This is a genomic window from Shimia sp. FJ5, from assembly GCF_032918335.1.
Taxonomy (GTDB): Bacteria; Pseudomonadota; Alphaproteobacteria; order Rhodobacterales; family Rhodobacteraceae; genus Shimia; species Shimia aestuarii_A.
The window spans coordinates 427258-448234 of sequence record NZ_JAWJUV010000002.1; the positions used below are offsets into that span (position 1 = coordinate 427258).

The window sequence follows — 20977 nt, forward strand, 5'->3', positions numbered from 1 at the left end:
CCGCCGGAGGGGCGGGCGTTTGAAAGCTCTGTAAGCCTTGGGGCTTAGCGGCGCAGGCCAAGACGCTTGATGAGGTCTTGGTAGCGGGCTTCTTCCTTGCCCTTGAGATAGTCGAGCAGCTTACGGCGCTGAGCAACCATCTTGAGGAGGCCACGGCGACCGTGGTTGTCCTTCTTGTGGGTCTTGAAGTGCTCGGTCAGGGTCGAGATGCGCGAGGACAGGATGGCAATCTGGACCTCGGGGGAACCGGTGTCGCCCTCCTTGGTCGCGAATTCCTTCATCACGCGGGCTTTTTCATCAGCAGTAATCGACATCGGGGTCTCCTTTAAGATTAAGGGTTAGGGGCACGAGCCGGGATGTCGTCCAGCAAGGTCCATGGAGAAATCCGCCCCGGATTCGGGACAGATGCGGGCGTATAGGCGGAATCGCTGCGAAAGAAAAGGGAAAACACGCCCGCGCCTTTGCCACATGGGGGCGGGAAGATCAGAAACGTAGGAACTCTGCCGCGCCGGGGCTCCCCTGTGGCAAGAGCGTGATATCTGCCGGAACGAGATCGCCGCCGCCATGCACCGTCGCCACAAGCGCGCCGTTGACATAGACCGCGCCAGTGCCGGGGGTGTCTGTGCCGGTGCGGATTTCGACCTCTGGGTCCGTGCCGCCGATATCTTCGTAGAGAAGGACAAGGCTATCTTCCGCGTGGTTATAATCCATGATCGTGGTTTCGGCACTGCCTTCTTCCCATTGCGAGAGTAGGAAGTTGTCCATTCCGTCGCCGCCATCGGCATAGTCGCCAGCACCGGCAAGGATGACATCGTCGCCATCGCCGCCGTTGAGGAAATCGACCGCGCCTTCGTCGCCGGTTCCGTCGACAAGGTCGTTGCCGTCACCGCCAAAGAGCACGTCCGCGCCGGCCCCACCGATGAGCGTGTCGTCCTCTTCGCGCCCATGCAGAACATCATCGCCTGCACCGCCATCAAGCGCGTCTTGGCCGAAACCGCCGATCAGGGAATCCTCTCCCGCGCCGCCATCGAGCAGGTCATCACCGGAATGACCAAAGAGCGTATCCGCGCCATCCTCGCCCTCAAGGTGATCAGTCCCGGCTTCGCCATGAAGGAGGTCGTCGCCGCCGCCGCCCATCAGGCGATCATCGCCCTCGTCGCCATAGAGGTGATCCTCGCCCAACATACCCGCGAGCGTGTCATCACCCTTGTCGCCATTGATCTGATCGTCCCCATCGCCGCCCGTGATCGCCTCGTCGCCCTCCTCTCCGGCGATGATCTGATCCTCGGCAAGCGGATCCTCTTCGGGGAGGTCTGTTTCGATTGGCTCAGACACGGAGTCGAGCAGGCTCGTCTCGTCACCGGGGTCCACCTCGGCGGTGTCCTCTTCGGGGGGCGCGGCCTCATCGGCCTCGTCCCCGCCATCGTCAAAGTCAAATGTCATGATGGCCGCCGTTCCGGCAGCCATGATCCCGATCAGGCCCGCAAGCATAAACATCGCAAAACTCCACACTGCCCCACGCGATTGGGCCAGATTCCGCGCGCTGCGTAAATTACTTTTGAAAACAATGGTTAACGTGCCGTTAACGGGGACACTCTTAGGCGAGATCCCAGGGTGTCGGCTGGGTCGCGTAGGCGATGTAGAGCGGGTGGCGCGGATGTCCTGCCTTGGTCACACCGAGGCAATGGATCGGCCGCCCCGTCGCGCGCAGCACGTCGCGCATTGCTACGCCTTGTCCGAGGTGATCCCCATGCGCCCCCCACCCGGCGACGATCACATCGGCCCAGTCGCAGGCCTCGGCCACCGCGCGGTCGTTCTCTGGGCCTTGCGGCGCAGGATGGGCGCATAGTTTCTTCGGGTCCGTCTCGCGCAGGGCGAAAATATTCACCGCGCGAAAGCCGCCAAAGCCAAGCGCCCGCGCACGGCGCTCGCAGCGTTCGATCGTCGGATCGTTCTGCGCTTCGGTCGCCTTGGAGGGGTTCAGCATGATGAAGGCCACGCGCTTGCCCTCCGGATCCCAGACGCGGGTCAGGTCATAGCGATAGGTCTCGCAGTCCGAATAGCGCGCTTCGGAGGCAGCATCGTCTTTCTGAAAGCGCCGGGTGATCACAGCACGAAAACCCGGCTCGGGTGTAGCTCTCCGGCCTTGAAGATGCCGATGGCGACGGGTGTGCCCTCGAACGAGGCCCAGCATTCTTCGCCATAGTCCACGTCATGCGCGATCACCATGCCGGGGTTGCCGTTGCGCAAACGCACCACGCCTTCCGGGGTGCATTTGACCTCGGGCAGGTCTGTGAGCGCGACCTCAAGCGGGCGGATATAGGGATCGAGGTCGGGCGTCTTGGCCTTGGCGTCGATCTCCTCGATGCTGATCCCGTCGGTGGCCTCAAACGGCCCGGACCAGACCCGGCGCAATTCGCGCACATGGCCGAAACAGCCGAGCGCCGCGCCAAGATCGCGCGCGATGGAGCGCACGTAGCCGCCCTTGCCGCAGGTCAGTTCGAGCGTAACGTGATCGGCATCTTCACGGTCGAGCATCACCAGCGACTCGACCCAGAGCGGGCGGGCGGCGATCTCCACATCCTCGCCATCGCGGGCGAGCTTGTAGGCGCGCTGCCCGTCGATTTTCACCGCGCTGAACTTGGGCGGGACTTGTTCGATATCACCGACGAACTGGCCGAGCGCGGATTTGATCTCGTCATCCGTGGGGCGCGCATCGCTGGTCGCGATCACCTCGCCCTCGGCATCGTCCGTGTTCGTCGCCTGCCCGAGTCGCACGGTGAACTCGTAGCATTTGAGATCGTCAGTGATGTAGGGGACGGTCTTGGTTGCCTCGCCAAGCGCCACGGCCAGAACGCCGGTCGCCTCCGGGTCGAGCGTGCCTGCATGGCCCGCCTTCTTTGCATCGAGCGCCCAGCGCACCTTGTTGACGACAGAGGTCGATGTCATGCCCGCCGGTTTATCGACGACGAGCCAGCCGGAGATATCACGCCCCTTGCGTTTGCGTCCCATGGTCTTTTGTCCCTGAATATGAGGCCGCGGGACTAGCCCAAGCGCTCTACGCTGTCAATTTGTACAGACGCGGCGCTCTGCGAGAGCCCTTATTATTGAACTAAGAGCAGGCGTTACTCTTCCTCGTCCCCATGTTCGACATCGTGGCGCACGCGTGCGTCGTTGAGCATGCGGCGGGTGTCGTCCATCTGGTCGAAGGTCTGGTCGAGTTGGAAGCGCAGGTCCGGCGTGTATTTGAGGCCGGTCTTCTTGCCGATGGCGCGGCGCAGCTCGCCCTTGTTGCGGGCCAGAAGCTTGAGCACCTCGTCTTGCCCCCTACCGCCAAGCGGCAGGACATAGGCCGTCGCGATCTTGAGGTCGGGCGAGGTACGGACCTCGCCGACGGTGATCGACATGCGGTTCAGGTCCGGATCATGCACGTCACCTTGCGCCAGCACCTCTGCAAGGGTGCGGCGGATCAATTCGCCAACGCGAAGCTGACGCTGCGAGGGGCCGGGGCCATCGTGGAACTTGTTCTTTGCCATGCGCCCCACTTATGGGTTTCGCAAGGCTTTGCCAAGCGTCGAACCATTCGCTAAACGGGTCGAAAGAGCGTCAAAAGTCGCACTGATGCGATACAGACGTCATACCGACGCGATACAGACAGAGGAATTTCGCCATGTCAGACCTTCCGGGAATCGTCATCACCGGGGCCTCGGGCCGCATGGGCCAGATGCTTATCCGCACTGTGATCGAGAGCGACAAGGCGCGGCTTGTCGGCGCGGTCGAGCGGGAAGGCCATGAGTGGATCGGTAAAGATATCGGCGAAGCCATGGGCGGCGCAGCGCTTGGCGTGACGGTGACGGATGAGCCGCTCGAGGCCTTTGCCAAGGCGCAGGCGGTGATCGACTTTACCGCGCCTGCGGCGACCCTCGAGTTTGCCAAGCTCGCCGCACAGGCCCGTGCCGTGCATGTCATCGGCACCACCGGCATGACCGACGAAGATATTGCCCAGCTTGCGCCTTGTGCGCGCCACGCGGTGATCGTGCGGGCGGGGAACATGTCTCTTGGGGTCAACCTATTGGTTCAATTGACGAAAAAGGTTGCGGCGGCGCTTGATGAGGATTTCGATATCGAGGTGATCGAGGCGCACCATCACCACAAGGTCGATGCACCTTCGGGCACAGCATTGATGCTTGGCGAGGCAGCGGCGGAGGGGCGTGGTGTCGATCTGGACGAGGTCTCTGACCGGGGTCGCGACGGGATCACCGGCGCGCGCAAGCGGGGTGATATCGGGTTCACGGCTATTCGCGGTGGCGACATCGTGGGCGAGCATGACGTGCTATTCGCGGCGGCGGGCGAGCGGATCACCCTGCGGCACGTGGCGACGGACCGCGCGATCTTTGCCCGTGGCGCGCTCAAGGCGGCGCTTTGGGGGCAGGATCAGAAGCCCGGTGAATACGATATGATGGACGTGCTCGGCCTCTGATCCCCGATCAGAAGTCGATCGCGATTCCCTTTTTCTCCCAGTCGCCATAGCGCACAGGCTCCGGCCCGTCGCGTCCGCCAAGTTCGGTCGGCATGTCCTTGGCCGCGGCATTCTTGCGCCGCTCCTCGGCTTCGGCCAATGCGCGCAGGGCTGCCGGGGGCAGGTCGCGCTTGTCTTCAGTGGGCTCGTCCAGGCGGGTTTCGGGAGACTCGGTCATCGGGGTTCCTTTCGCTCTGCCCCCTTGATATACGCGCCCGTCCCCCATGGACAAGCGACCAAAGGAGCGTCCCCATGTCCCAGACCGGTGTTCAGGCCCGCCGCAGCGCGGTTTACCTTCTCGACAAGGTGATCGGTGAGGGACGACTGATGTCCGAGTTGATTGGCGCGGGCGCGCTCGACAAGCTTGAGCCGGAAGACCGTGCACGGGCACAACGCCTTGCCCTCGAGACACTGCGCGGGATGGAGCGAGCGGACCGTATCCTGCAGAAACACCTGGCGAAATACCCGCCCCTGACCGTGCGCAACGCGCTGCGCCTTGCGACGGTGGAGCTTTGCGCAGGCGGCGCTGCGCATGGCGTCGTGAACGCGGCGGTCGAGATCGTGGGGCGCAACAAACGCACGGCCTCGATGAAGGGGTTGGTGAATGCCGTTCTGCGCAAGGTCGCGGCGGATGGACAGGATATCTGGCCGACGCTGCGTGTGCCGCGGTTGCCGAAATGGCTTCGTGGACCGTTGGTCGAAGCCTACTCGCCCGAGATCGTCGCGGCGATGGAAGCAGCGCATTTCGAAGGCGCGCCGCTTGATCTCACAGCAAAGGGCGATCAGGGCGCGCTGCAACGGTCGCTTGGCGGGGAGCTTTTGCCGACAGGGTCTGTGCGTCTGAGTGAGGCGGGGCAGGTGACGCAACTTCCGGGTTACAAGCGCGGAAGTTGGTGGGTGCAGGATGCGGCGGCGGCCCTTCCGGTGCAGGTTCTTGCGCCGAAAGAGGGCGAGCGCGTGCTCGATCTTTGCGCCGCGCCGGGCGGCAAGACGATGCAGATCGCCGCGAAGGGTGCTGAAGTCACGGCAGTCGATGACTCCGAGGCACGGATGAAACGCCTTCGCGAAAATCTCAAGCGCACGCGCCTCAAGACCGAGACGGTTGTTGGTGATGTGATGGAACAGGAGGGGCAGTGGGACGCTGTGCTTCTTGATGCGCCCTGCTCGGCGACGGGTACGATCCGGCGGCACCCGGACCTTCCCTTTGCCAAGGATGGTAGCGAGATCGGGAGCTTGATCGGGTTGCAGGCCGAGATGCTTGACCATGCGCTTGGGCTTGTGAAGCCGGGTGGGCGGCTTGTCTTCTGCACCTGTTCGCTTTTGCCTGACGAGGGGGAATGCCATATCGACGATATTCTTGCGCAAAGAGACGATGTGACGGTGGACCGGAGCGCGCTTGACCTGCCCGGGATCGACCCGGCTTGGATCACTGAAGAGGGCGGTTTGCGCCTGCGCCCTGACCATTGGGCCGACAAGGGGGGTATGGACGGGTTTTACGTCGCCTGCCTCCGCAAAGGGTAACTGCGCCAAAGCCTGCCCGCGCGGATTCAATCGGTGACTTCCCGCCCCCTTGGCGGTATATTCGCGGAAAACGCCAACAGGCGGGCAGAGGCAGACAAGGATGAGCAATCCCGACGGGTATTCGGCGCGGTGGACGCGTTTCATGCACCGTGTGCATGCGCGAATCAGTGCGCGTGCACGTCCGGCGACCGGCTTTACCTCCATGCCTGAACCGCGCACCATCGGCAGTTTCGCCAAAGGGCGGCAGCTTTCGGCCGGAAATTATCAGTTTGCAGGCCATCTCGCCACGACGCCCGGCACGCCGATCTGGGAAGTCGAGATCAATGATCCGGTGTTTTGGCAGGATGTGCATGGCTGTGCCTGGCTTGACGATCTCGCGGCGGTTGGTGACGCGCCAGCGCGCAAGGCCGCGCAGGAGTGGGTTTGGCTCTGGATCGACCAATATGGGCGTGGCGCTGGACCAGGGTGGACGCCAGACCTGACCGGGCGGCGGCTCATCCGCTGGATCAACCATGCTCTCTTGCTGTTGCGTGGGCAGGAACGGGACGCCTCGGAGTCCTTCTATCGCTCGCTTGGGCAGCAGACGATTTTCCTTTCCCGACGCTGGCATAAGACCCAAGCTGGTCTGCCACGGTTCGAGGCATTGACCGGGATGATCTATGCCGGGTTGGCGCTCGAAGGGATGGAAGAACATGTCGCGCCTGCCTGTCGCGGGCTGGAACGCGAATGCGCGCAGCAGGTCAACGATGAGGGCGGTATTCCAACCCGCAATCCAGAAGAGCTTCTTGAGGTCTTTACGCTTCTGACATGGGCGGCAGCGGCGTTGACCGAGGCGGGGCACACGCCCGGCCCGGCGCATGTTGGTGCCATTGAGCGGATCGCCCCAACACTACGTACCCTGCGCCACACAGATGGCGGTCTGGCGCGGTTTCATGGGGGCGGTCGGGGGCTTGAAGGGCGGCTTGACCATGCTTTGGCCGAGAGCAAGATCCGCACGCGTCAGAATGATGGGCTTGCCATGGGATTTGCCCGCCTGTCCTCGGGTCGCACCAGTATCATCATAGACGCGAGCGTACCGCCGAAGGGCCCGGCATCGGTCAATGCCCATGCCTCGACACTGGCTTTCGAGATGACGAGCGGGCGACGGCCCGTCATTGTCAACTGTGGGTCCGGCGCGAGTTTCGGTGCAGAATGGCGACGGGCCGGCCGGGCCACGCCGTCGCATTCGGCGCTCTCGCTCGATGGGTTCTCAAGCGCGCGGCTTGGTCATGGCGGGCGTGGCGGTTGGCGTGAAGAGCAACTTGTCGACGCGCCGACCGATGTGCCGATCCAGTTGAGTCAGGCACCGGACGGCATTCGGTTTCAAGGTGGGCACAATGGATTCCTTGCCACCCATGGCCTCACTCATGCGCGGACGCTCGAACTTGCCTTTGAGGGGCGCGGCATGGTGGGAGAGGATTTGCTTGTGGCGCTTGAAGATGATGCCAAGCGCGCCTTCGACAACGCGCTCGACGCCCACAGCCTTCAGGGAATCCCCTACCAAATTCGATTTCACCTGCACCCCGAGACGGATTCCACCATCGACATGGGCGGCGCGGCGGTGTCGATCGCTCTCAAGAGTGGCGAGATATGGGTCTTTCGGCACGATGCGGCGGCGAATCTGACCCTCGAACCGAGTGTTTACCTCGAAAAAACACGTCTCAAGCCCCGCGCGACAAAACAAATCGTTCTATCCGGCGTCGCAATGGAGTATGCGACCCGCATCCGGTGGTCGCTGGCCAAGGCGCAGGATTCTGCGGTGGCCATTCGCGATTTGAACCGTGATGAGCTGGATTTGACAAACTGACCCCATAGGGACCCCGAAAAATATGACCGACCTGCACCCCGTCCGCCGTGCCCTCCTTTCTGTTTCCGACAAGACCGGCCTGATCGAGCTTGCCACCGCGCTGGCCGCGCGCGGCGTTGAACTGCTCTCGACCGGCGGCAGCGCCAAGGCGATGCGTGACGCGGGTCTGGTGGTGAAGGATGTGTCAGACGTGACCGGCTTTCCGGAGATGATGGACGGTCGCGTGAAGACGCTGCACCCGAAGGTGCATGGCGGGCTTCTGGCGTTGCGGGACAACGACGCGCACGTGGCGGCCATGGACGCGCACGGTATCGGCGCCATCGACCTTCTTGTGGTGAACCTCTACCCGTTCGAGGAAACCGTCGCCAAAGGCGCGGATTATGACACCTGCATCGAGAACATTGACATTGGCGGCCCGGCTATGATCCGCGCGGCGGCGAAGAACCACGGCTTCGTCAATGTGGTGGTCGATGTTGAGGATTACGACGAACTTCTCTCGGAACTTGAAGCCAATGACGGTCAGACCTCCTATGGGTTCCGTCAGCGCCTGGCACAGATCGCCTATGCGCGCACCGGGGCATATGACGCGGCTGTGTCGACATGGATGGCTGAACAACTCGCGCTTGAAGCACCGCGCCGACGCGCCTTTGCCGGTGAGGTCAAACAGACCCTGCGCTATGGCGAGAACAGCCATCAGAAAGCGGCGTTCTACACGGATGGATCGAACCGTCCGGGGGTGGCCACAGCGGTTCAGCTTCAAGGCAAAGAACTCAGCTACAACAACATCAACGATACCGATGCGGCGTTTGAGCTGGTGGCGGAGTTTGATCCGGCCAATGGTCCTGCCTGTGCGATCATCAAGCACGCGAACCCCTGTGGCGTTGCGGTTGGTGCGACGCTGACCGAAGCCTACCAGAAGGCCTTTGATTGCGACCGCACCTCGGCCTTTGGCGGGATTGTCGCGCTGAACCAACCGCTTGATGCAGAGACCGCGAAGAAGATCGTTGAGATCTTTACCGAGGTCGTCATCGCACCGGGTGCGTCGGAAGACGCCAAAGAGATCTTCTCGGCCAAGAAGAACCTGCGCCTTCTGCTGACCGATGGCCTTCCCGATCCGCGCAAACCGATCACGGCTTATAAACAGGTCGCGGGCGGTCTTCTCGTGCAGGACAAGGATGTTGGCTATGTCGGCATGGACGATCTCAAGGTGGTGACGGAAAAAGCCCCGAGTGAGCAGGAAATGGCCGATCTTCTCTTTGCCTGGAAAGTCGCCAAGCACGTGAAGTCCAACGCCATCGTTTACGTCAAGGACGGTGCGACCGTGGGCGTCGGCGCGGGCCAGATGAGCCGCCTCGACAGTGCCAATGTCGCCGCCGCCAAGGCAGAGCGGATGGCCGCCGAGCTTGGTATGGACGAAAGCCCTGCCAAGGGGTCTGCCGTGGCGTCGGATGCGTTCTTCCCCTTCGCGGATGGACTTCTCGAAGCTGCGGCTGCGGGCGGCAAATGCGTGATTCAGCCGGGTGGCTCGATGCGCGACGATGAGGTCATCAAGGCCGCCAACGAGGCGGGCCTTGCCATGGTGTTCACTGGAATGCGCCACTTCCGCCACTAAGGCGGAGCCATAGAAAGCCCCGCGTTCAGTCTGCGCGATGCGGGGCAGTATCAATCGCCAATGTCTTGAAAGAACAGGACCTTGGCGAAACCGCAGACAAGGAGGGGCAGGGATGCGTCTTGTGTTTTGGGCCGGGTTTTGGGCCTTCATCACGGATCAGGCGAGCAAGTATCTCGTGGTTCACTACCTGAACCTGCGCGACATTCACGTGATCGAAGTCGCGCCTCCTTACCTGCGTTTCGTCATGGGATGGAACGAAGGGGTGAATTTTGGACTGTTTGCAAGTGGTTCGGAGGCGGCACGCTGGCTTCTGATTGCGATCGCGCTCGCAGTGGTGGCCTTTGTGCTTGGCTGGGTGCGACGAGAGCCGCCGGGGCGCGGCGGGCTAGTCGCGGCAGGGTTGCTTGTTGGAGGCGCGTTGGCCAATGTTGTGGACCGTCTGCTCTATGGTGCGGTGGCGGATTTCCTCAACATGTCTTGTTGTGGGATCAACAATCCATTCGCTTTCAATCTCGCCGATGTTTGGATCTTCATGGGGGCTTTCGGTCTCGTGATCCTTGGTGGTACAAAAAAGCCCTCGTGACCTCGCGGCCTGGATGGGCTAAAAGCGGGGCGAAGAAGCAGGAGTAAGACGATGCGCATCATGCGTGTAGCGATGATCGGATGTGTTTTGGCGCTCGCCGCGTGCAGCAGCGACGACGGCGTCCGCGTCCTGAGTTCGAACGGCGATGGCCCTGACGAGTTCCGTATTCTACCTGCCAAACCGCTCAGCGAGCCGAAAAGCTATACTTCGCTCCCCGAGCCAACTCCGGGTGGCAAGAACTTGACGGACGTGGATCCGAAGGGGGATGCGGTGGCTGCGCTTGGCGGACGTCGCAACGCGGTCCATAGCGATACGATCGCGCGCTCGGATTCGGCGCTGGTCAACTACACTGGCCGCAACGGGCGCACCGAAGACATTCGCGGCACGCTTGCCTCTGAGGACGAGGAGTTCCGCAAGCGCCGTGGCCGCTTTGCGAATATCAAGATCGTCAAGCAAGACCGCTACAATGATGTCTATGACCGCTACCAGCTCGACCAATACCAAGAGCAGTATCGCTGGCGTCGTGGTGGTGCGACCACCCCAGCGGCTCCGCCGCGTCAGTAACTTCGCCTGACATCGTGACAAGATCGTGAGCCCCCCTTGAAGCTTTGGAGGGGGAGCGTAACTATCTGCCAGGAATACTCGTTACAGGGAGACATCGAATGATGCGTTTTCTCGCCGGCGTCGCGGCGTGCGCCATGGCTGCATTGCCTCTTCGTGCGGAAGAACAGGTCACCGATTTCCGCCTTGAGAACGGTATGCAGGTTGTCGTGATCGAAGATCACCGCGCGCCGGTTGTGATGCACATGGTCTGGTATCGGGCCGGGGCGGCGGATGAAACGCCGGGCGTATCCGGCGTAGCGCATTTCCTCGAGCACCTTCTCTTCAAAGGAACAGAGACGCTTGAACCAGGCGAGTTTTCGGCCACGGTTGCCGCAAATGGCGGGCGCGACAACGCGTTTACGAGCTATGACTACACTGCCTATTTCCAACGGATCGCCGCTGATCGGCTTGAACTCATGATGAAGATGGAGAGCGACCGGATGGTCAATCTCCAACTGGACGAAGAGGATATCCTGACCGAGCGTGAGGTGATTATCGAAGAGCGCAATCAACGGGTCGAAAATAGCCCTGCCGCCCTCATGAGAGAACAGCTCGACGCGGCGCAGTATCTCAATCACCGCTATGGCGTGCCGATCATCGGCTGGCGTCATGAGATGGAGACCCTCTCGCTCGAGGATGCCCTTGCTTATTACGAGAAGTTCTACGCACCCAATAACGCGATTCTCGTCGTGGCAGGCGATGTTGACCCGGACGAGGTTCATGCGCTGGCCAAGACGTACTATGGCGTCCTGCCACCGAACCCCGACCTCGGAGAGCGGGTGCGCCCCCTTGAACCACCGCAGACCGCCGCCCGGCGGATGGTCTTTGAAGACCCGCGTGTGGCACAAGACTATGTACGCCGCTCTTACCTAGCGCCAGAGCGTGATCCCGGCGCGCAGGAGACGGCCGCGGCGCTGACAATCCTTGCCGAAATCCTTGGCGGCGGCACGACGTCGTTTTTTGCAGAGAAGCTTCAATTTGACGAACAGCTCGCGGTCTATACCGGTGCTTGGTATGGCGGCACGTCACTTGACGATACGACATTCGACCTCATTGTTGTTCCGAAGGATGGTATCGGTCTTGATGAAGCAGAAGAGGCGATGGATCGCACGCTTCGTGACTTCATGGAGACGGGGGTCGACCCCGAACAGCTTGACCGGATCAAGATGCAATTGCGGGCATCGCAGATCTATGCCCGCGATGACGTGGAGAGCATTGCCAACCGCTATGGCCGGGCGCTCACCTCGGGCCTGACGATTGCCGATGTGAAGGCGTGGCCGGAAATTCTTGAAGCGGTGACAGAGGAAGACATCCTGCAAGCCGCGGAAATGGTCTTTGCCCTCGATAACTCGGTGACTGGCTGGTTGCGTGCGCCGCAAGCTGCGATGGAGGTGAACCAATGATTCGTGTGGTTCTGACGTGTGTCCTGTTCTTTGTGGCGCTTCCGTTGCGCGCAGAGGTCGACATCAAGGAAGTGACATCGCCGGGCGGGATCAAGGCTTGGCTTGTCGAGGAACCTTCGATTCCCTTTGTCGCGCTTGAACTGCGCTTTAAGGGCGGGGCGTCATTGGATGCACCCGGCAAGCGCGGTGCGACGAACCTGATGATGGGTCTTCTCGAAGAAGGCGCGGGCGAGCTCGACGCGCGCGGTTTTGCGCGCGCAGCGGAATCTTTGGCCGCGAGCTTTAGCTATACTGCGGGCGATGATGCTGTATCCGTATCCGCGCGGTTCCTCACCGAGAACCGGGACAAGGCGGTTGATCTTCTACGTCTGTCGCTTGTGGACCCCACCTTTCCTGAGCAGGCGGTTGAGCGCGTGCGCGGGCAGGTGCTCTCGGGGCTGCGCAGCGATATGAAAGACCCGAACGCCATTGCAGGCCGGGCCTTCAAGGCGATGGCCTTTGGCGATCATCCTTATGGGACGCCCTATGAAGGCAGTTTGGAGAGCGTGTCTGCCCTGTCGCGCGATGATCTCGTCGCGGCGCACAAGGCGGTTCTTGCACGTGACCGCCTCTATGTCTCTGCGGTGGGTGATATCACCGCTGAAGACCTTGGTATCCTGCTTGATACGTTGCTCGGCGACCTGCCCGAGACGGGCGCGCCCATGCCGGAGCCTGCGGAACTGCGCCTTGAGGGCGGTGTCGAGGTCGTGGAGTTTGATACGCCACAATCTGTCGCCCATTTCGGTCAGAAGGGGCTTGAGCGCGATGATGAAGATTTCTTTGCGGCCTATGTCATGAACGTGATCCTCGGCGGGGGCGGGTTCGAAAGCCGTCTGATGACCGAGGTGCGCGAGAAACGTGGCCTGACCTATGGTGTCTATTCCTACCTCGTCCCGAAAGACCACGCGGCGCTCTATCTCGGGAGCGTAGCCTCGGCCAATGACCGTATCGCCGAGGCGATTTCCGTGATCCGGGCCGAGTGGGAGCGTCTGGTCGAAGAGGGTGTGACGCAGGATGAGCTCGATAAGGCCAAGGCCCTGCTAACCGGGGCTTATCCGCTTCGGTTTGACGGCAATGGTGCGATCGCGCGGATCATGGTGGGCATGCAGCTAGATGATTTGCCCATCGATTACATCAAGACGCGCAACGACAAGGTCAACGCGGTGACGCGTGAGGATGTGAACCGCGTCGCGCGCGAACTGCTCGACCCGGAAGGGCTGCAATTCGTCGTCGCGGGCAAGCCCGAAGGCCTTTGACCCCGCTCATTCGCCGTAGGGGATCCAGATGTTCTTGACCTCGGTCGCGGCCTCGAGGAACGCGCGCGTGTGATCCTCGGACCAGTCCCGCGCTTTGGCATTGTTGACCCATGTGCGCTTGAGGTTGCCCGCGCTTTCGCGCTCGATCTCGGCGGAGAGGTCGCAGGACGAGAAGGACCACACAGCGTCGATATCAAGATGCCCGGCCATCGGCGTGGCAAGGTCTTTGTGCGCGCCAGTGAGGATGTTCACGACACCGCCCGGCACGTCCGAGGTCTCCAGCACCTGATAGAAATCCGTCGCGGCAAGAGGGAACGGCTCGGACGCAGCGAGGATGATACGGTTGCCCATGGCGATGGCGGGGGCCATGACCGAGACGAGGCCGAGAAGCGGCGCCTCGTCAGGGCAGAGCGCGGCGATGACGCCCGTTGGTTCCTTTTGGGCGAGCGCGACACCCCGGATCGGGACGCCATGCACCTGCCCGTCGTATTTGTCGGCCCATGCAGCGGCCGTAAAGAGCCGGCGGATCGCGGTTTCGACCTCTTTGCCTCCAGAACGCCCGCCTGTCATGGCGTTGATACGATGCGCGAATTCGCTTTCCCGGGCCGAGAGGTTTTCGGCGATATAGTAGAGCACCTGCGCGCGCTGATGGCCGGACATGCCGGACCAGGCCTTGGCGCCGCGCGCCGCTTCGACCGCGTTGCGCAGATCCTTGCGGTTGGCAAGCGGTGCTTGGCCCAAGAGATTGCCATTGCGGCCATAGACGGCACGGGAATAGCCGCCATCGGGCCGCGCCTGCTTGCCACCAATGTAGAGCTTCGCCGTGCGGTCGAGCGCATCCTCCGATGCACCCTTGCCCTTGAACCCTTCGACCGGGGCCAAAGGCTTGGTGGTCTTGCCAATGGGTCGTGTATAGGCCGAAAGCCCCTCCCAGCCGCCTTCACGACCATAACCGCTCTCGCGCACACCGCCGAACCCGGCGGCGGCGTCGAACATGTTGCTCCCGTTGATCCAGACCACCCCGGCGGCCAGTTGCGGCGCGACTCCGAGCGCGAGGTTGATATTCTCGCTCCAGACAGACGCGGCAAGGCCATAGCGGGTATTGTTGGCAAGCGCGACAGCCTCAGCAGGCGTTCGGAAGGTTGCGGAGACGAGGACAGGGCCAAAAATCTCTTCCTGCATGAGCGGCGAGGAGGGGGAGAGGCCGGTGATGAGGGTCGGCGGGTAGAAATGCCCCTCGACCGGCATCTCGACCTCGGCGCGGTACGTCTCGCCTTCGCTACACCCCGCGACAAGTTCGGTCACTTTCGCCAGTTGCGTCGCGTCGATCACCGCGCCGACGTCGATGCATTTGTCGAGCGGGTTGCCGAGGCGCAGGCGGTCCATGCGGGCTTTGAGCTTGCGATGAAAGCGGTCCGCGATGCCTTCTTGCACGAGAAGGCGAGACCCGGCGCAGCAGACCTCGCCCTGATTGAACCAGATCGCATCGACAAGCCCCTCGATGGCCGAGTCGATATCAGCGTCGTCAAAGACGATGAAGGGGGATTTGCCGCCAAGCTCGAGCGTGAGCGCCTTGCCGGATCCGGCGGTCGCGGCGCGGATTTTGCGGCCAACCTCGGTCGACCCTGTGAAGGCGATCTTGTCGATCCCGTCATGTGTGACGATCCTTTCGCCCACCACGCCATCGCCGGTGACGATATTGGCAACGCCGGCGGGAAGGCCCGCCTGTTGGCAGATATCGGCAAAGAGAAGCGCGGTCAGGGAGGTTTGCTCGGCTGGTTTCAGGATGACCGTGTTGCCCATTGCGAGAGCCGGGGCGATCTTCCACGCGAGCATCAGGAGCGGGAAGTTCCACGGAATGATCTGACCACAAACGCCAAGCGCTTCGCGCCCGGGCAATTCGCTCTCCATCAGCTCGGCCATGCCCGCGTGATAGTAGAAATGACGTTGGGCAAGCGGCACGTCGATATCGCGGCTCTCGCGGATCGGTTTGCCGTTGTCGAGGGTCTCCAGAACGGCAAAGAGACGGGCATGTTTCTGCAAGAGACGGGCGATGGCATAGAGGTGCCGCGCGCGCCCGTGACCTCCGAGCCCCGCCCATTTGCGCTGTGCCTTACGGGCGGCGGAGACGGCGGCGTCCACATCCTCTGCCGTGGCCTGCGAAAGCCGGGCGAGTGTTTCACCGTTGGCAGGGTTGAGGGAGGGGAAATCGTCTTTTGGTTTGGTCCAGTCGCCATTGATGAAATGGCCGAACCGCGCGCCCTGATCGACGACCCAAGCCAGAGCATCGCCCGCGCTTTCGGGGGCGGGGCCGTAGTCCATGGATTGGAAAATATCTTTGACGGTCATGGTCTTGTCTCCGGTCGCCGTTACCCTATCGGGTGGCGATAGCTGGCCGAGTAGTGGCCGGTGACGTGGTGTTCGAGTTGGCGTTCGATGTCGCCGAGAAGCGAGGACGCGCCGAAGCGGAACAGGTCCGGCTGAAGCCAGCGGTGCCCCAGCTCTTCCTTGATGAGCGACAGGTAGGTGAGTGCGTCCTTAGCCTTGGATATCCCGCCTGCCGGTTTGTAGCCGACACGGTGCCCGGTGTGTTCGTAGTAGTCGCGGATGGCGCGGATCATCACGAGCGAGACGGGCAGCGTCGCGTTGACGCTTTCCTTGCCGGTCGAGGTCTTAATGAAATCCGCCCCGGCCATCATGCAGACCAGCGAGGCGCGCGCGACGTTGCGCAGGGAGCCAAGCTCGCCCGTGGCGAGGATGGCCTTCACATGGGCATCGCCACAGGCCGCGCGGAAGGCGCACATCTCATCATAAAGCGCCTGCCAGTCGCCGGTGAGGACATGGCGGCGAGAGATAACGATGTCGATCTCGGCGGCGCCGGCCTCGACGCTGGCTTCGATCTCTGCAAGGCGGAGGTTGAAGGGCGAAAGCCCGGCGGGAAACCCTGTCGAGACGGCGGCAACGGGGATGCCGGAGCCATGCAGCGCGGCGACGGCCGGGGCGATCATCTCGTGATAGACACAGACCGCGCCGACGGTGAGCCCCTCCATGCCGAGCGCGGCGAGGAGGTCGGGGCGCACGGGTTGGCGGGCCTTGGCAGATAGGCGCGCGACGCGCCCGGGTGTGTCATCCCCGGACAGAGTTGTGAGGTCGATGCAGCTTATCGCCTTGCAGAGCCATGCGGCCTGATACTCTTTCTTGACCGAGCGGCGGCCCGGCAGGGTCGCGACGCGGCGCTCGATGGCGGAGGTATTGGCCTGCGCACGGCGCACCCAGTCGAGATCGAGCGGCATGCCCCCATTGCGCGTCTCGAGCGTTTGGGGGAGCTGATGAATGGTGTCGGAAAGCATGGTGTCCCCTGTTCGGATCGCCGTCAGGGTGTCATGCCATGCGGGGCTTGGCAAGATTGGTCAGGGCTCGTGCAACGCCGGGTAAAGCCCGGATCAGGCGGCGTTTTCGCTCGGGGTCAGGGCCACCATTGCATCATATTGCGAAAGGAAGACCCGGCCCGTCAGGTCATTGATGAAATGGCTGCGCTGGAGGCGATCCATGACCGGGCCTTTGACCTCGGAGAGGTGCAGCGTGATGCCGATTTCGTGCAAGCGGCGGTTGGCTTCTTCGAGGCTTTCAAGAGCGCTCATGTCGATCTCGTTCACGGCGGAGCACATCAGAACCACATGGCGTATGTCGTTGTCTCCGACGACCCGGTCATAGAGATAGTCCTCGAGGTAACGGGCATTGGCGAAATAGAGGCTTTCGTCGATGCGCAGGGTCACAAGCGATGGGTCGGTCTGCACGTCGTGGCGCAGGATATTGCGGAAATGCTGGGTGCCGGGGACGAGGCCGACTTCGGCCACGTGGGGGCGGGAGGTCTTGTAGAGAAAGAGGCCGATGGAGATCAGCACGCCCGCGGAGACCCCGACCTCGACGCCAAAGCCGAGGGTCAGAAGGATCGTGGCGGCGACGGCGGAGAAGTCGACGCGCGAATAGTGCCAGGTGCGTTTGAGGATCGAGAAGTCGACGAGGCTCAGGACGGCGACGATGATCGTGGCGGCGAGGGTGGCCTTGGGCAGGAAGAAGAGAAGCGGCGTCAGCAGAAGCGCGGCAAGCGCGATGCCGACAGCGGTAAAGGCCCCGGCGGCGGGGGTTTCGGCACCTGCGTCGAAGTTCACGACCGAGCGGGCAAAACCGCCTGTCACCGGATAACCTCCTGAAATTGCTGCGGCAATGTTGGCGGTGCCGAGGCCGACGAGTTCCTGATCGGGGATGATGCGCTGGCGCTTCTTGGCGGCGAGCGTTTGGGCGACGGAGACGGATTCGACAAAGCCGATGATCGAGATCAGCAGCGCGGAGACGAAAAGGGAGGACCAGATTTCGCCGGAAAAGCTCGGCAGGGAAAGCGGCGGCAGGCCCATCGGCACCTCGCCAACGATGCGGACGCCGTGGTTTTGGAGGCCAAAGAGCCATGTGACGAGGGTTGTCACGGCGACGGCGCCAACGGGACCTGCCTTGGCGAGGATATCGGCCATGCGGGGCTTGAGGCCAGCGTCGAGCAGGAGCGGCTTGAGCCCCTTGCGCACCCAGAACAGGAAGCCCGTCGCCATGATGCCGATCACCAGCGTGATGAGGTTGGTTTCCGGCAGGTGGGCAAGGATCGAGCCAAGCAGAGTTGGCAGGTTATGGCCATGCGCATCGACACCGAGGAGGTGCTTCAACTGGGACGTGGCGATAAGGACACCAGAGGCCGTGATGAATCCGGCGATCACCGGGTGCGAGAGGAAATTCGCAATAAAACCAAGGCGAAAGACCCCCATGAGTGTGAGCATCAGGCCGGAGATAAAGGCCAGCGTGATGGCGGCGGCGGCGTATTCGGCGGTGCCTTGGAGGGCGAGGTTGCCGACGGCGGCGGCGGTCATCAGGGAGACCACGGCGACCGGCCCGACGGCCAGCGCGCGGGACGTGCCGAAGACGGCGTAGGCGACGAGCGGCAGGATCGAGGCATAGAGGCCCATCTCGGGCGGGAGGCCGGCGAGGAGGGCGTAGGCGAGGGACTGCGGAATGAGCATGATCGTGACGATGACGGCGGCCACGAGATCGGAAGTCAGCGTGTCGCGGTCGTAGCTCTTGCCCCATTGCAGGATCGGCAGGTTGCGCTCGAGCGTGGCACGGGTCGGTCTGGGCAGGCGCATCTCTTGGTCCTTTCGCGTATCCCACTTCATATATTCAAACTGGTGAATAAGTGAAGGGGGTATTACCCCACTGTGCCGGAGGGTTGCCGGAAATCCGCACGAATCGGGCCAAACAAGGTGCAGCGCACTGTGGTTAATGGCGAAAACGCGGGTCGGTATCGCGTCGGTATCACGTCGGTATTGCGTATGTGCCGCGCGCGAAAATCGCAGGTGTGAACGGGGCGCACGATGGTGAATGGAGCGTGCACGGTTAACGAAAGGTGAAGAGCCAAGGGCCTTCGAAAGCCCTTGGAGATGCGGTTTCGAAATCGCGTGGGAAGTGGGCGGTTAGCTTGCCGAGATCTTTTCGGGTTTGGCCATCCATTCCTTGCCGCGCAGCATCGCCTTCCAATAGACGGGCGGCAGGATCTGTTCCTTGAGGATCCAAGCGGCGCGGGTCGGTTTGGTGCCGTCGATCATCCACTTCGGCAGGGTCGGCAGCAGCACGCCACCATAGCCGAATTCCGCCAGAAGGATCTTGCCGCGTTCGACGGTCAGCGGGCAGGAGCCGTAGCCGTTGTAGATCGCGGTGGGCGATTTTCCGTCGATATCATCGACGAGGTTTTCGGCCACGATCGGCGCCTGCATCCTCGCGGCGGCTGCGGTCTTGGCGTTGGGGGCGTTCATCACGTCCCCGAGCGACCAGATATTTTCATACTCTGCATGGCGCAGTGTCGCCTGATCCACATCGACCCAGCCCGCGGCATCGGCCAAGGGCGAGACGCGGATGAAGTCCGGCGCGGTCTGTGGCGGGGTGACGTGCATCATGTCGAATTCGGTCGTGAGGGTTTCCGGCTCGGCATCGGGGCGGTTGATGGTGAAGGTCGCCGTCTTGGCGGACCCGTCCACGGCGGTCAGGTTGTGGAAGTAGTTCACCGTCGCGCCGTAGCGGTCGATGTATTTCTCGAGGGCGGGCACGTAGTCCTTCACCCCGAAGAGGACGCCGCCTGCGTTCATGAATTGCACATCGACAGAGCCGAGGCGGCCCATGCGCTCCCAGTTGTTGGCGGAGAGGTAGAGCGCCTTTTGCGGGGCACCGGCGCATTTGATCGGCATGGGCGGCTGGGTAAAGAGGGCGCGACCACCTTTGAAGCCGCGCACCAGTTCCCAAGTGTAGGGGGCGAGGTCATAGCGGTAGTTCGAGGTCACGCCGTTCTTGCCGAGCGTTTCGACGAGGCCCTCGACGGCGCCCCAGTCGAGCTTCAGCCCCGGGCAGACGACGAGGCGTTTGTACTTCACCACGCGGCAGCCATCGAGGACGACGGCGTTGTCCTTGGGTTCAAACGCGGCGACGGCGGATTTGAGCCAATGCACCCCTTTGGGGATCAGAGAGCCCATGGTCTTGGCTGTGGTCTCGGCGTCGAAGATGCCGCCGCCGACCATGGTCCAGCCGGGTTGGTAGTAATGCGTGCCTGCCGGGTCGATCACGGCGATCTCGAGGCCCGCGCGGCGCGCCTTGAGCGAAGAGGCCACGGCAATGCCCGCCGCGCCGCCGCCAACGATCACCACATCATAGGACGCATCGCCCGTATCGGTCGGGGTCTTGCCGCCATTGACGATGCGGCGCACGACGCCCGCCATGTCATAGCCTGCGGATTTGGTCGCGGCGAGGATGTCGGCGGTCGGTGTGTCGGCGGCCTTGGAGAGCGACCAGAGGGTCGCGCAGCGCGTGCCGGTGCGGCAATAGGCGAGGACAGGACCGGGAAGCTCCATCAGGGCGGTGCCGAAATCGGCGGCATCTGCGTCGGTGACCTTGCCGGAGACGACAGGCAGGTAGCGACAGGTCAGCCCTTCTTCGCGGGCGACGCGCTCGATCTCGTCAAAGGCGGGTTGGTCGGCGCCTTCGCCATCGGGGCGGTTGCAGATGATGGCACGAAAGCCCTTTGCGGCGATGGTGCGCACGTCCTCGGCGGTAATCTGCGGCGCGACCGAGATTTGGTCGGTGATCTTCTTGGCGTCCATGGGGCGGTCCTTCGGTATCGTGAGGGGCGTCAGCGGCGGCAGGTCGAGAGGCCGAGCACCCGGTAGAGCGGGCAGAACTTGAAGGCCGATGTCCCGGCAAGGACGAGGCCGACGAGGGCGAGGCCATATTTTATCATATCGTTTTGCCACAAGGCAGCCTCAAAGGCGAAGGGCAGGATGATGAGCGCCGCGCCGAGGATCAGGCGGATGAGGCGGTCGAGATTGCCGACATTGTGGGTCATGGATGGCTCCGATTCCGGTCTGTGCGTGCCGTGTATTTTGTTCATATATTCAATATCGCGCATTCATGGAAGGATTTACGGGGCGAAGAGACGGAGGCGCGTGGTCGCAGGGCCGTTGACAATCCCTCGTCTCAAGGGTTGGGTCAGGGCCTTGAAGGACAGG

General features: G+C 62.5%; 19 protein-coding genes. 8 read left to right on the top strand and 11 right to left on the bottom strand.

The genetic code is table 11. From position 1 onward, the window contains the following. Window positions 1-44: 44 nt before the first annotated feature. From rpsO to rbfA, 5 genes are all read right to left on the bottom strand, one after another. Window positions 45-314, bottom strand: a complete 270-nt coding sequence (gene rpsO, locus R1W01_RS08565) for a 30S ribosomal protein S15 (RefSeq protein WP_297754235.1) — start codon at window positions 312-314, stop codon at window positions 45-47. A gap of 169 nt (window positions 315-483) precedes the next feature. Further along, window positions 484-1497, bottom strand: coding sequence for a calcium-binding protein (locus R1W01_RS08570; protein WP_297754232.1), 1014 nt, complete (start codon window positions 1495-1497; stop codon window positions 484-486). Window positions 1498-1597: 100 nt separating this feature from the next. Beyond that, on the bottom strand, window positions 1598-2110 hold the full coding sequence (locus tag R1W01_RS08575; protein ID WP_297754230.1) for a DUF1643 domain-containing protein: 513 nt from the start codon (window positions 2108-2110) through the stop codon (window positions 1598-1600). Further along, entirely contained in the window at window positions 2107-3012 is a 906-nt protein-coding gene (gene truB, locus R1W01_RS08580) for a tRNA pseudouridine(55) synthase TruB (RefSeq protein WP_297754227.1), read from the bottom strand. Before truB ends, R1W01_RS08575 begins: the two co-directional genes overlap by 4 nt. Before the next feature lie 113 nt (window positions 3013-3125). Then, entirely contained in the window at window positions 3126-3536 is a 411-nt protein-coding gene (rbfA, locus tag R1W01_RS08585; protein WP_243611849.1) for a 30S ribosome-binding factor RbfA, read from the bottom strand. A gap of 134 nt (window positions 3537-3670) precedes the next feature. Here rbfA and dapB point away from each other — a divergent pair, with 134 nt between their 5' ends. Further along, a complete protein-coding gene (gene dapB / locus R1W01_RS08590) occupies window positions 3671-4480 on the top strand; it encodes a 4-hydroxy-tetrahydrodipicolinate reductase (RefSeq protein ID WP_243611850.1) in 810 nt (269 codons plus the stop codon). 7 nt (window positions 4481-4487) lie between these two features. Here the strand turns inward: dapB and R1W01_RS08595 are convergent, their stop codons facing one another. Next, entirely contained in the window at window positions 4488-4697 is a 210-nt protein-coding gene (locus R1W01_RS08595) for a DUF1674 domain-containing protein (protein ID WP_297754223.1), read from the bottom strand. 74 nt (window positions 4698-4771) lie between these two features. Here R1W01_RS08595 and R1W01_RS08600 point away from each other — a divergent pair, with 74 nt between their 5' ends. The 7 genes from R1W01_RS08600 to R1W01_RS08630 all read left to right on the top strand — a co-directional run bounded on the left by R1W01_RS08600 (window position 4772) and on the right by R1W01_RS08630 (window position 13382). Further along, complete coding sequence (locus R1W01_RS08600) at window positions 4772-6040, top strand: RsmB/NOP family class I SAM-dependent RNA methyltransferase (RefSeq protein ID WP_297754220.1); 1269 nt, start codon at window positions 4772-4774, stop codon at window positions 6038-6040. A gap of 100 nt (window positions 6041-6140) precedes the next feature. After that, complete coding sequence (locus tag R1W01_RS08605; protein WP_243611853.1) at window positions 6141-7886, top strand: heparinase II/III family protein; 1746 nt, start codon at window positions 6141-6143, stop codon at window positions 7884-7886. A 22-nt stretch (window positions 7887-7908) separates the two neighbouring features. Next, on the top strand, window positions 7909-9498 hold the full coding sequence (purH, locus tag R1W01_RS08610) for a bifunctional phosphoribosylaminoimidazolecarboxamide formyltransferase/IMP cyclohydrolase (protein ID WP_297754215.1): 1590 nt from the start codon (window positions 7909-7911) through the stop codon (window positions 9496-9498). Between the two features lie 112 nt (window positions 9499-9610). Further along, on the top strand, window positions 9611-10081 hold the full coding sequence (lspA, locus tag R1W01_RS08615) for a signal peptidase II (protein WP_297754211.1): 471 nt from the start codon (window positions 9611-9613) through the stop codon (window positions 10079-10081). Window positions 10082-10132: 51 nt separating this feature from the next. Beyond that, window positions 10133-10645: a DUF3035 domain-containing protein gene (locus R1W01_RS08620; protein ID WP_243611856.1), complete on the top strand. Its 513-nt coding sequence runs from the start codon at window positions 10133-10135 to the stop codon at window positions 10643-10645. Between the two features lie 98 nt (window positions 10646-10743). Further along, a complete protein-coding gene (locus R1W01_RS08625; RefSeq protein ID WP_297754208.1) occupies window positions 10744-12087 on the top strand; it encodes a M16 family metallopeptidase in 1344 nt (447 codons plus the stop codon). Continuing rightward, window positions 12084-13382 (top strand): M16 family metallopeptidase, encoded by a 1299-nt coding sequence (locus R1W01_RS08630; RefSeq protein ID WP_297754204.1) that lies wholly within the window; start codon window positions 12084-12086, stop codon window positions 13380-13382. The genes R1W01_RS08625 and R1W01_RS08630 overlap by 4 nt, the downstream gene beginning before the upstream one ends. Before the next feature lie 6 nt (window positions 13383-13388). Here R1W01_RS08630 and R1W01_RS08635 read toward each other — a convergent pair whose 3' ends face one another. The 5 genes from R1W01_RS08635 to R1W01_RS08655 form a co-directional block, all read right to left on the bottom strand. Continuing rightward, window positions 13389-15731, bottom strand: a complete 2343-nt coding sequence (locus tag R1W01_RS08635; protein WP_297754201.1) for an aldehyde dehydrogenase family protein — start codon at window positions 15729-15731, stop codon at window positions 13389-13391. 20 nt (window positions 15732-15751) lie between these two features. Then, the gene (gene deoC / locus R1W01_RS08640) at window positions 15752-16732 is read right to left on the bottom strand and encodes a deoxyribose-phosphate aldolase (RefSeq protein ID WP_297754199.1); all 981 of its coding nucleotides are present in this window, start codon (window positions 16730-16732) and stop codon (window positions 15752-15754) included. A 93-nt stretch (window positions 16733-16825) separates the two neighbouring features. After that, window positions 16826-18571, bottom strand: coding sequence for a SulP family inorganic anion transporter (locus tag R1W01_RS08645; RefSeq protein ID WP_297754196.1), 1746 nt, complete (start codon window positions 18569-18571; stop codon window positions 16826-16828). Window positions 18572-18898: 327 nt separating this feature from the next. Beyond that, the gene (locus R1W01_RS08650; RefSeq protein ID WP_297754193.1) at window positions 18899-20572 is read right to left on the bottom strand and encodes a bifunctional protein tyrosine phosphatase family protein/NAD(P)/FAD-dependent oxidoreductase; all 1674 of its coding nucleotides are present in this window, start codon (window positions 20570-20572) and stop codon (window positions 18899-18901) included. A 29-nt stretch (window positions 20573-20601) separates the two neighbouring features. Next, the gene (locus tag R1W01_RS08655) at window positions 20602-20814 is read right to left on the bottom strand and encodes a DUF2892 domain-containing protein (RefSeq protein WP_243611863.1); all 213 of its coding nucleotides are present in this window, start codon (window positions 20812-20814) and stop codon (window positions 20602-20604) included. Window positions 20815-20977 lie beyond the last annotated feature (163 nt).

Bases quoted from the DNA above. Each gene is read 5' to 3' on its own strand.
- rpsO (WP_297754235.1), bottom strand. From the start codon at position 314: ATGTCGATTACTGCTGATGAAAAAGCCCGCGTGATGAAGGAATTCGCG.
- R1W01_RS08570 (WP_297754232.1), bottom strand. From the start codon at position 1,497: ATGTTTATGCTTGCGGGCCTGATCGGGATCATGGCTGCCGGAACGGCG.
- truB (WP_297754227.1), bottom strand. From the start codon at position 3,012: ATGGGACGCAAACGCAAGGGGCGTGATATCTCCGGCTGGCTCGTCGTC.
- rbfA (WP_243611849.1), bottom strand. From the start codon at position 3,536: ATGGCAAAGAACAAGTTCCACGATGGCCCCGGCCCCTCGCAGCGTCAG.
- dapB (WP_243611850.1), top strand. From the start codon at position 3,671: ATGTCAGACCTTCCGGGAATCGTCATCACCGGGGCCTCGGGCCGCATG.
- R1W01_RS08595 (WP_297754223.1), bottom strand. From the start codon at position 4,697: ATGACCGAGTCTCCCGAAACCCGCCTGGACGAGCCCACTGAAGACAAG.
- R1W01_RS08600 (WP_297754220.1), top strand. From the start codon at position 4,772: ATGTCCCAGACCGGTGTTCAGGCCCGCCGCAGCGCGGTTTACCTTCTC.
- R1W01_RS08605 (WP_243611853.1), top strand. From the start codon at position 6,141: ATGAGCAATCCCGACGGGTATTCGGCGCGGTGGACGCGTTTCATGCAC.
- purH (WP_297754215.1), top strand. From the start codon at position 7,909: ATGACCGACCTGCACCCCGTCCGCCGTGCCCTCCTTTCTGTTTCCGAC.
- lspA (WP_297754211.1), top strand. From the start codon at position 9,611: ATGCGTCTTGTGTTTTGGGCCGGGTTTTGGGCCTTCATCACGGATCAG.
- R1W01_RS08620 (WP_243611856.1), top strand. From the start codon at position 10,133: ATGCGCATCATGCGTGTAGCGATGATCGGATGTGTTTTGGCGCTCGCC.
- R1W01_RS08625 (WP_297754208.1), top strand. From the start codon at position 10,744: ATGATGCGTTTTCTCGCCGGCGTCGCGGCGTGCGCCATGGCTGCATTG.
- R1W01_RS08630 (WP_297754204.1), top strand. From the start codon at position 12,084: ATGATTCGTGTGGTTCTGACGTGTGTCCTGTTCTTTGTGGCGCTTCCG.
- R1W01_RS08635 (WP_297754201.1), bottom strand. From the start codon at position 15,731: ATGACCGTCAAAGATATTTTCCAATCCATGGACTACGGCCCCGCCCCC.
- deoC (WP_297754199.1), bottom strand. From the start codon at position 16,732: ATGCTTTCCGACACCATTCATCAGCTCCCCCAAACGCTCGAGACGCGC.
- R1W01_RS08645 (WP_297754196.1), bottom strand. From the start codon at position 18,571: ATGCGCCTGCCCAGACCGACCCGTGCCACGCTCGAGCGCAACCTGCCG.
- R1W01_RS08650 (WP_297754193.1), bottom strand. From the start codon at position 20,572: ATGGACGCCAAGAAGATCACCGACCAAATCTCGGTCGCGCCGCAGATT.
- R1W01_RS08655 (WP_243611863.1), bottom strand. From the start codon at position 20,814: ATGACCCACAATGTCGGCAATCTCGACCGCCTCATCCGCCTGATCCTC.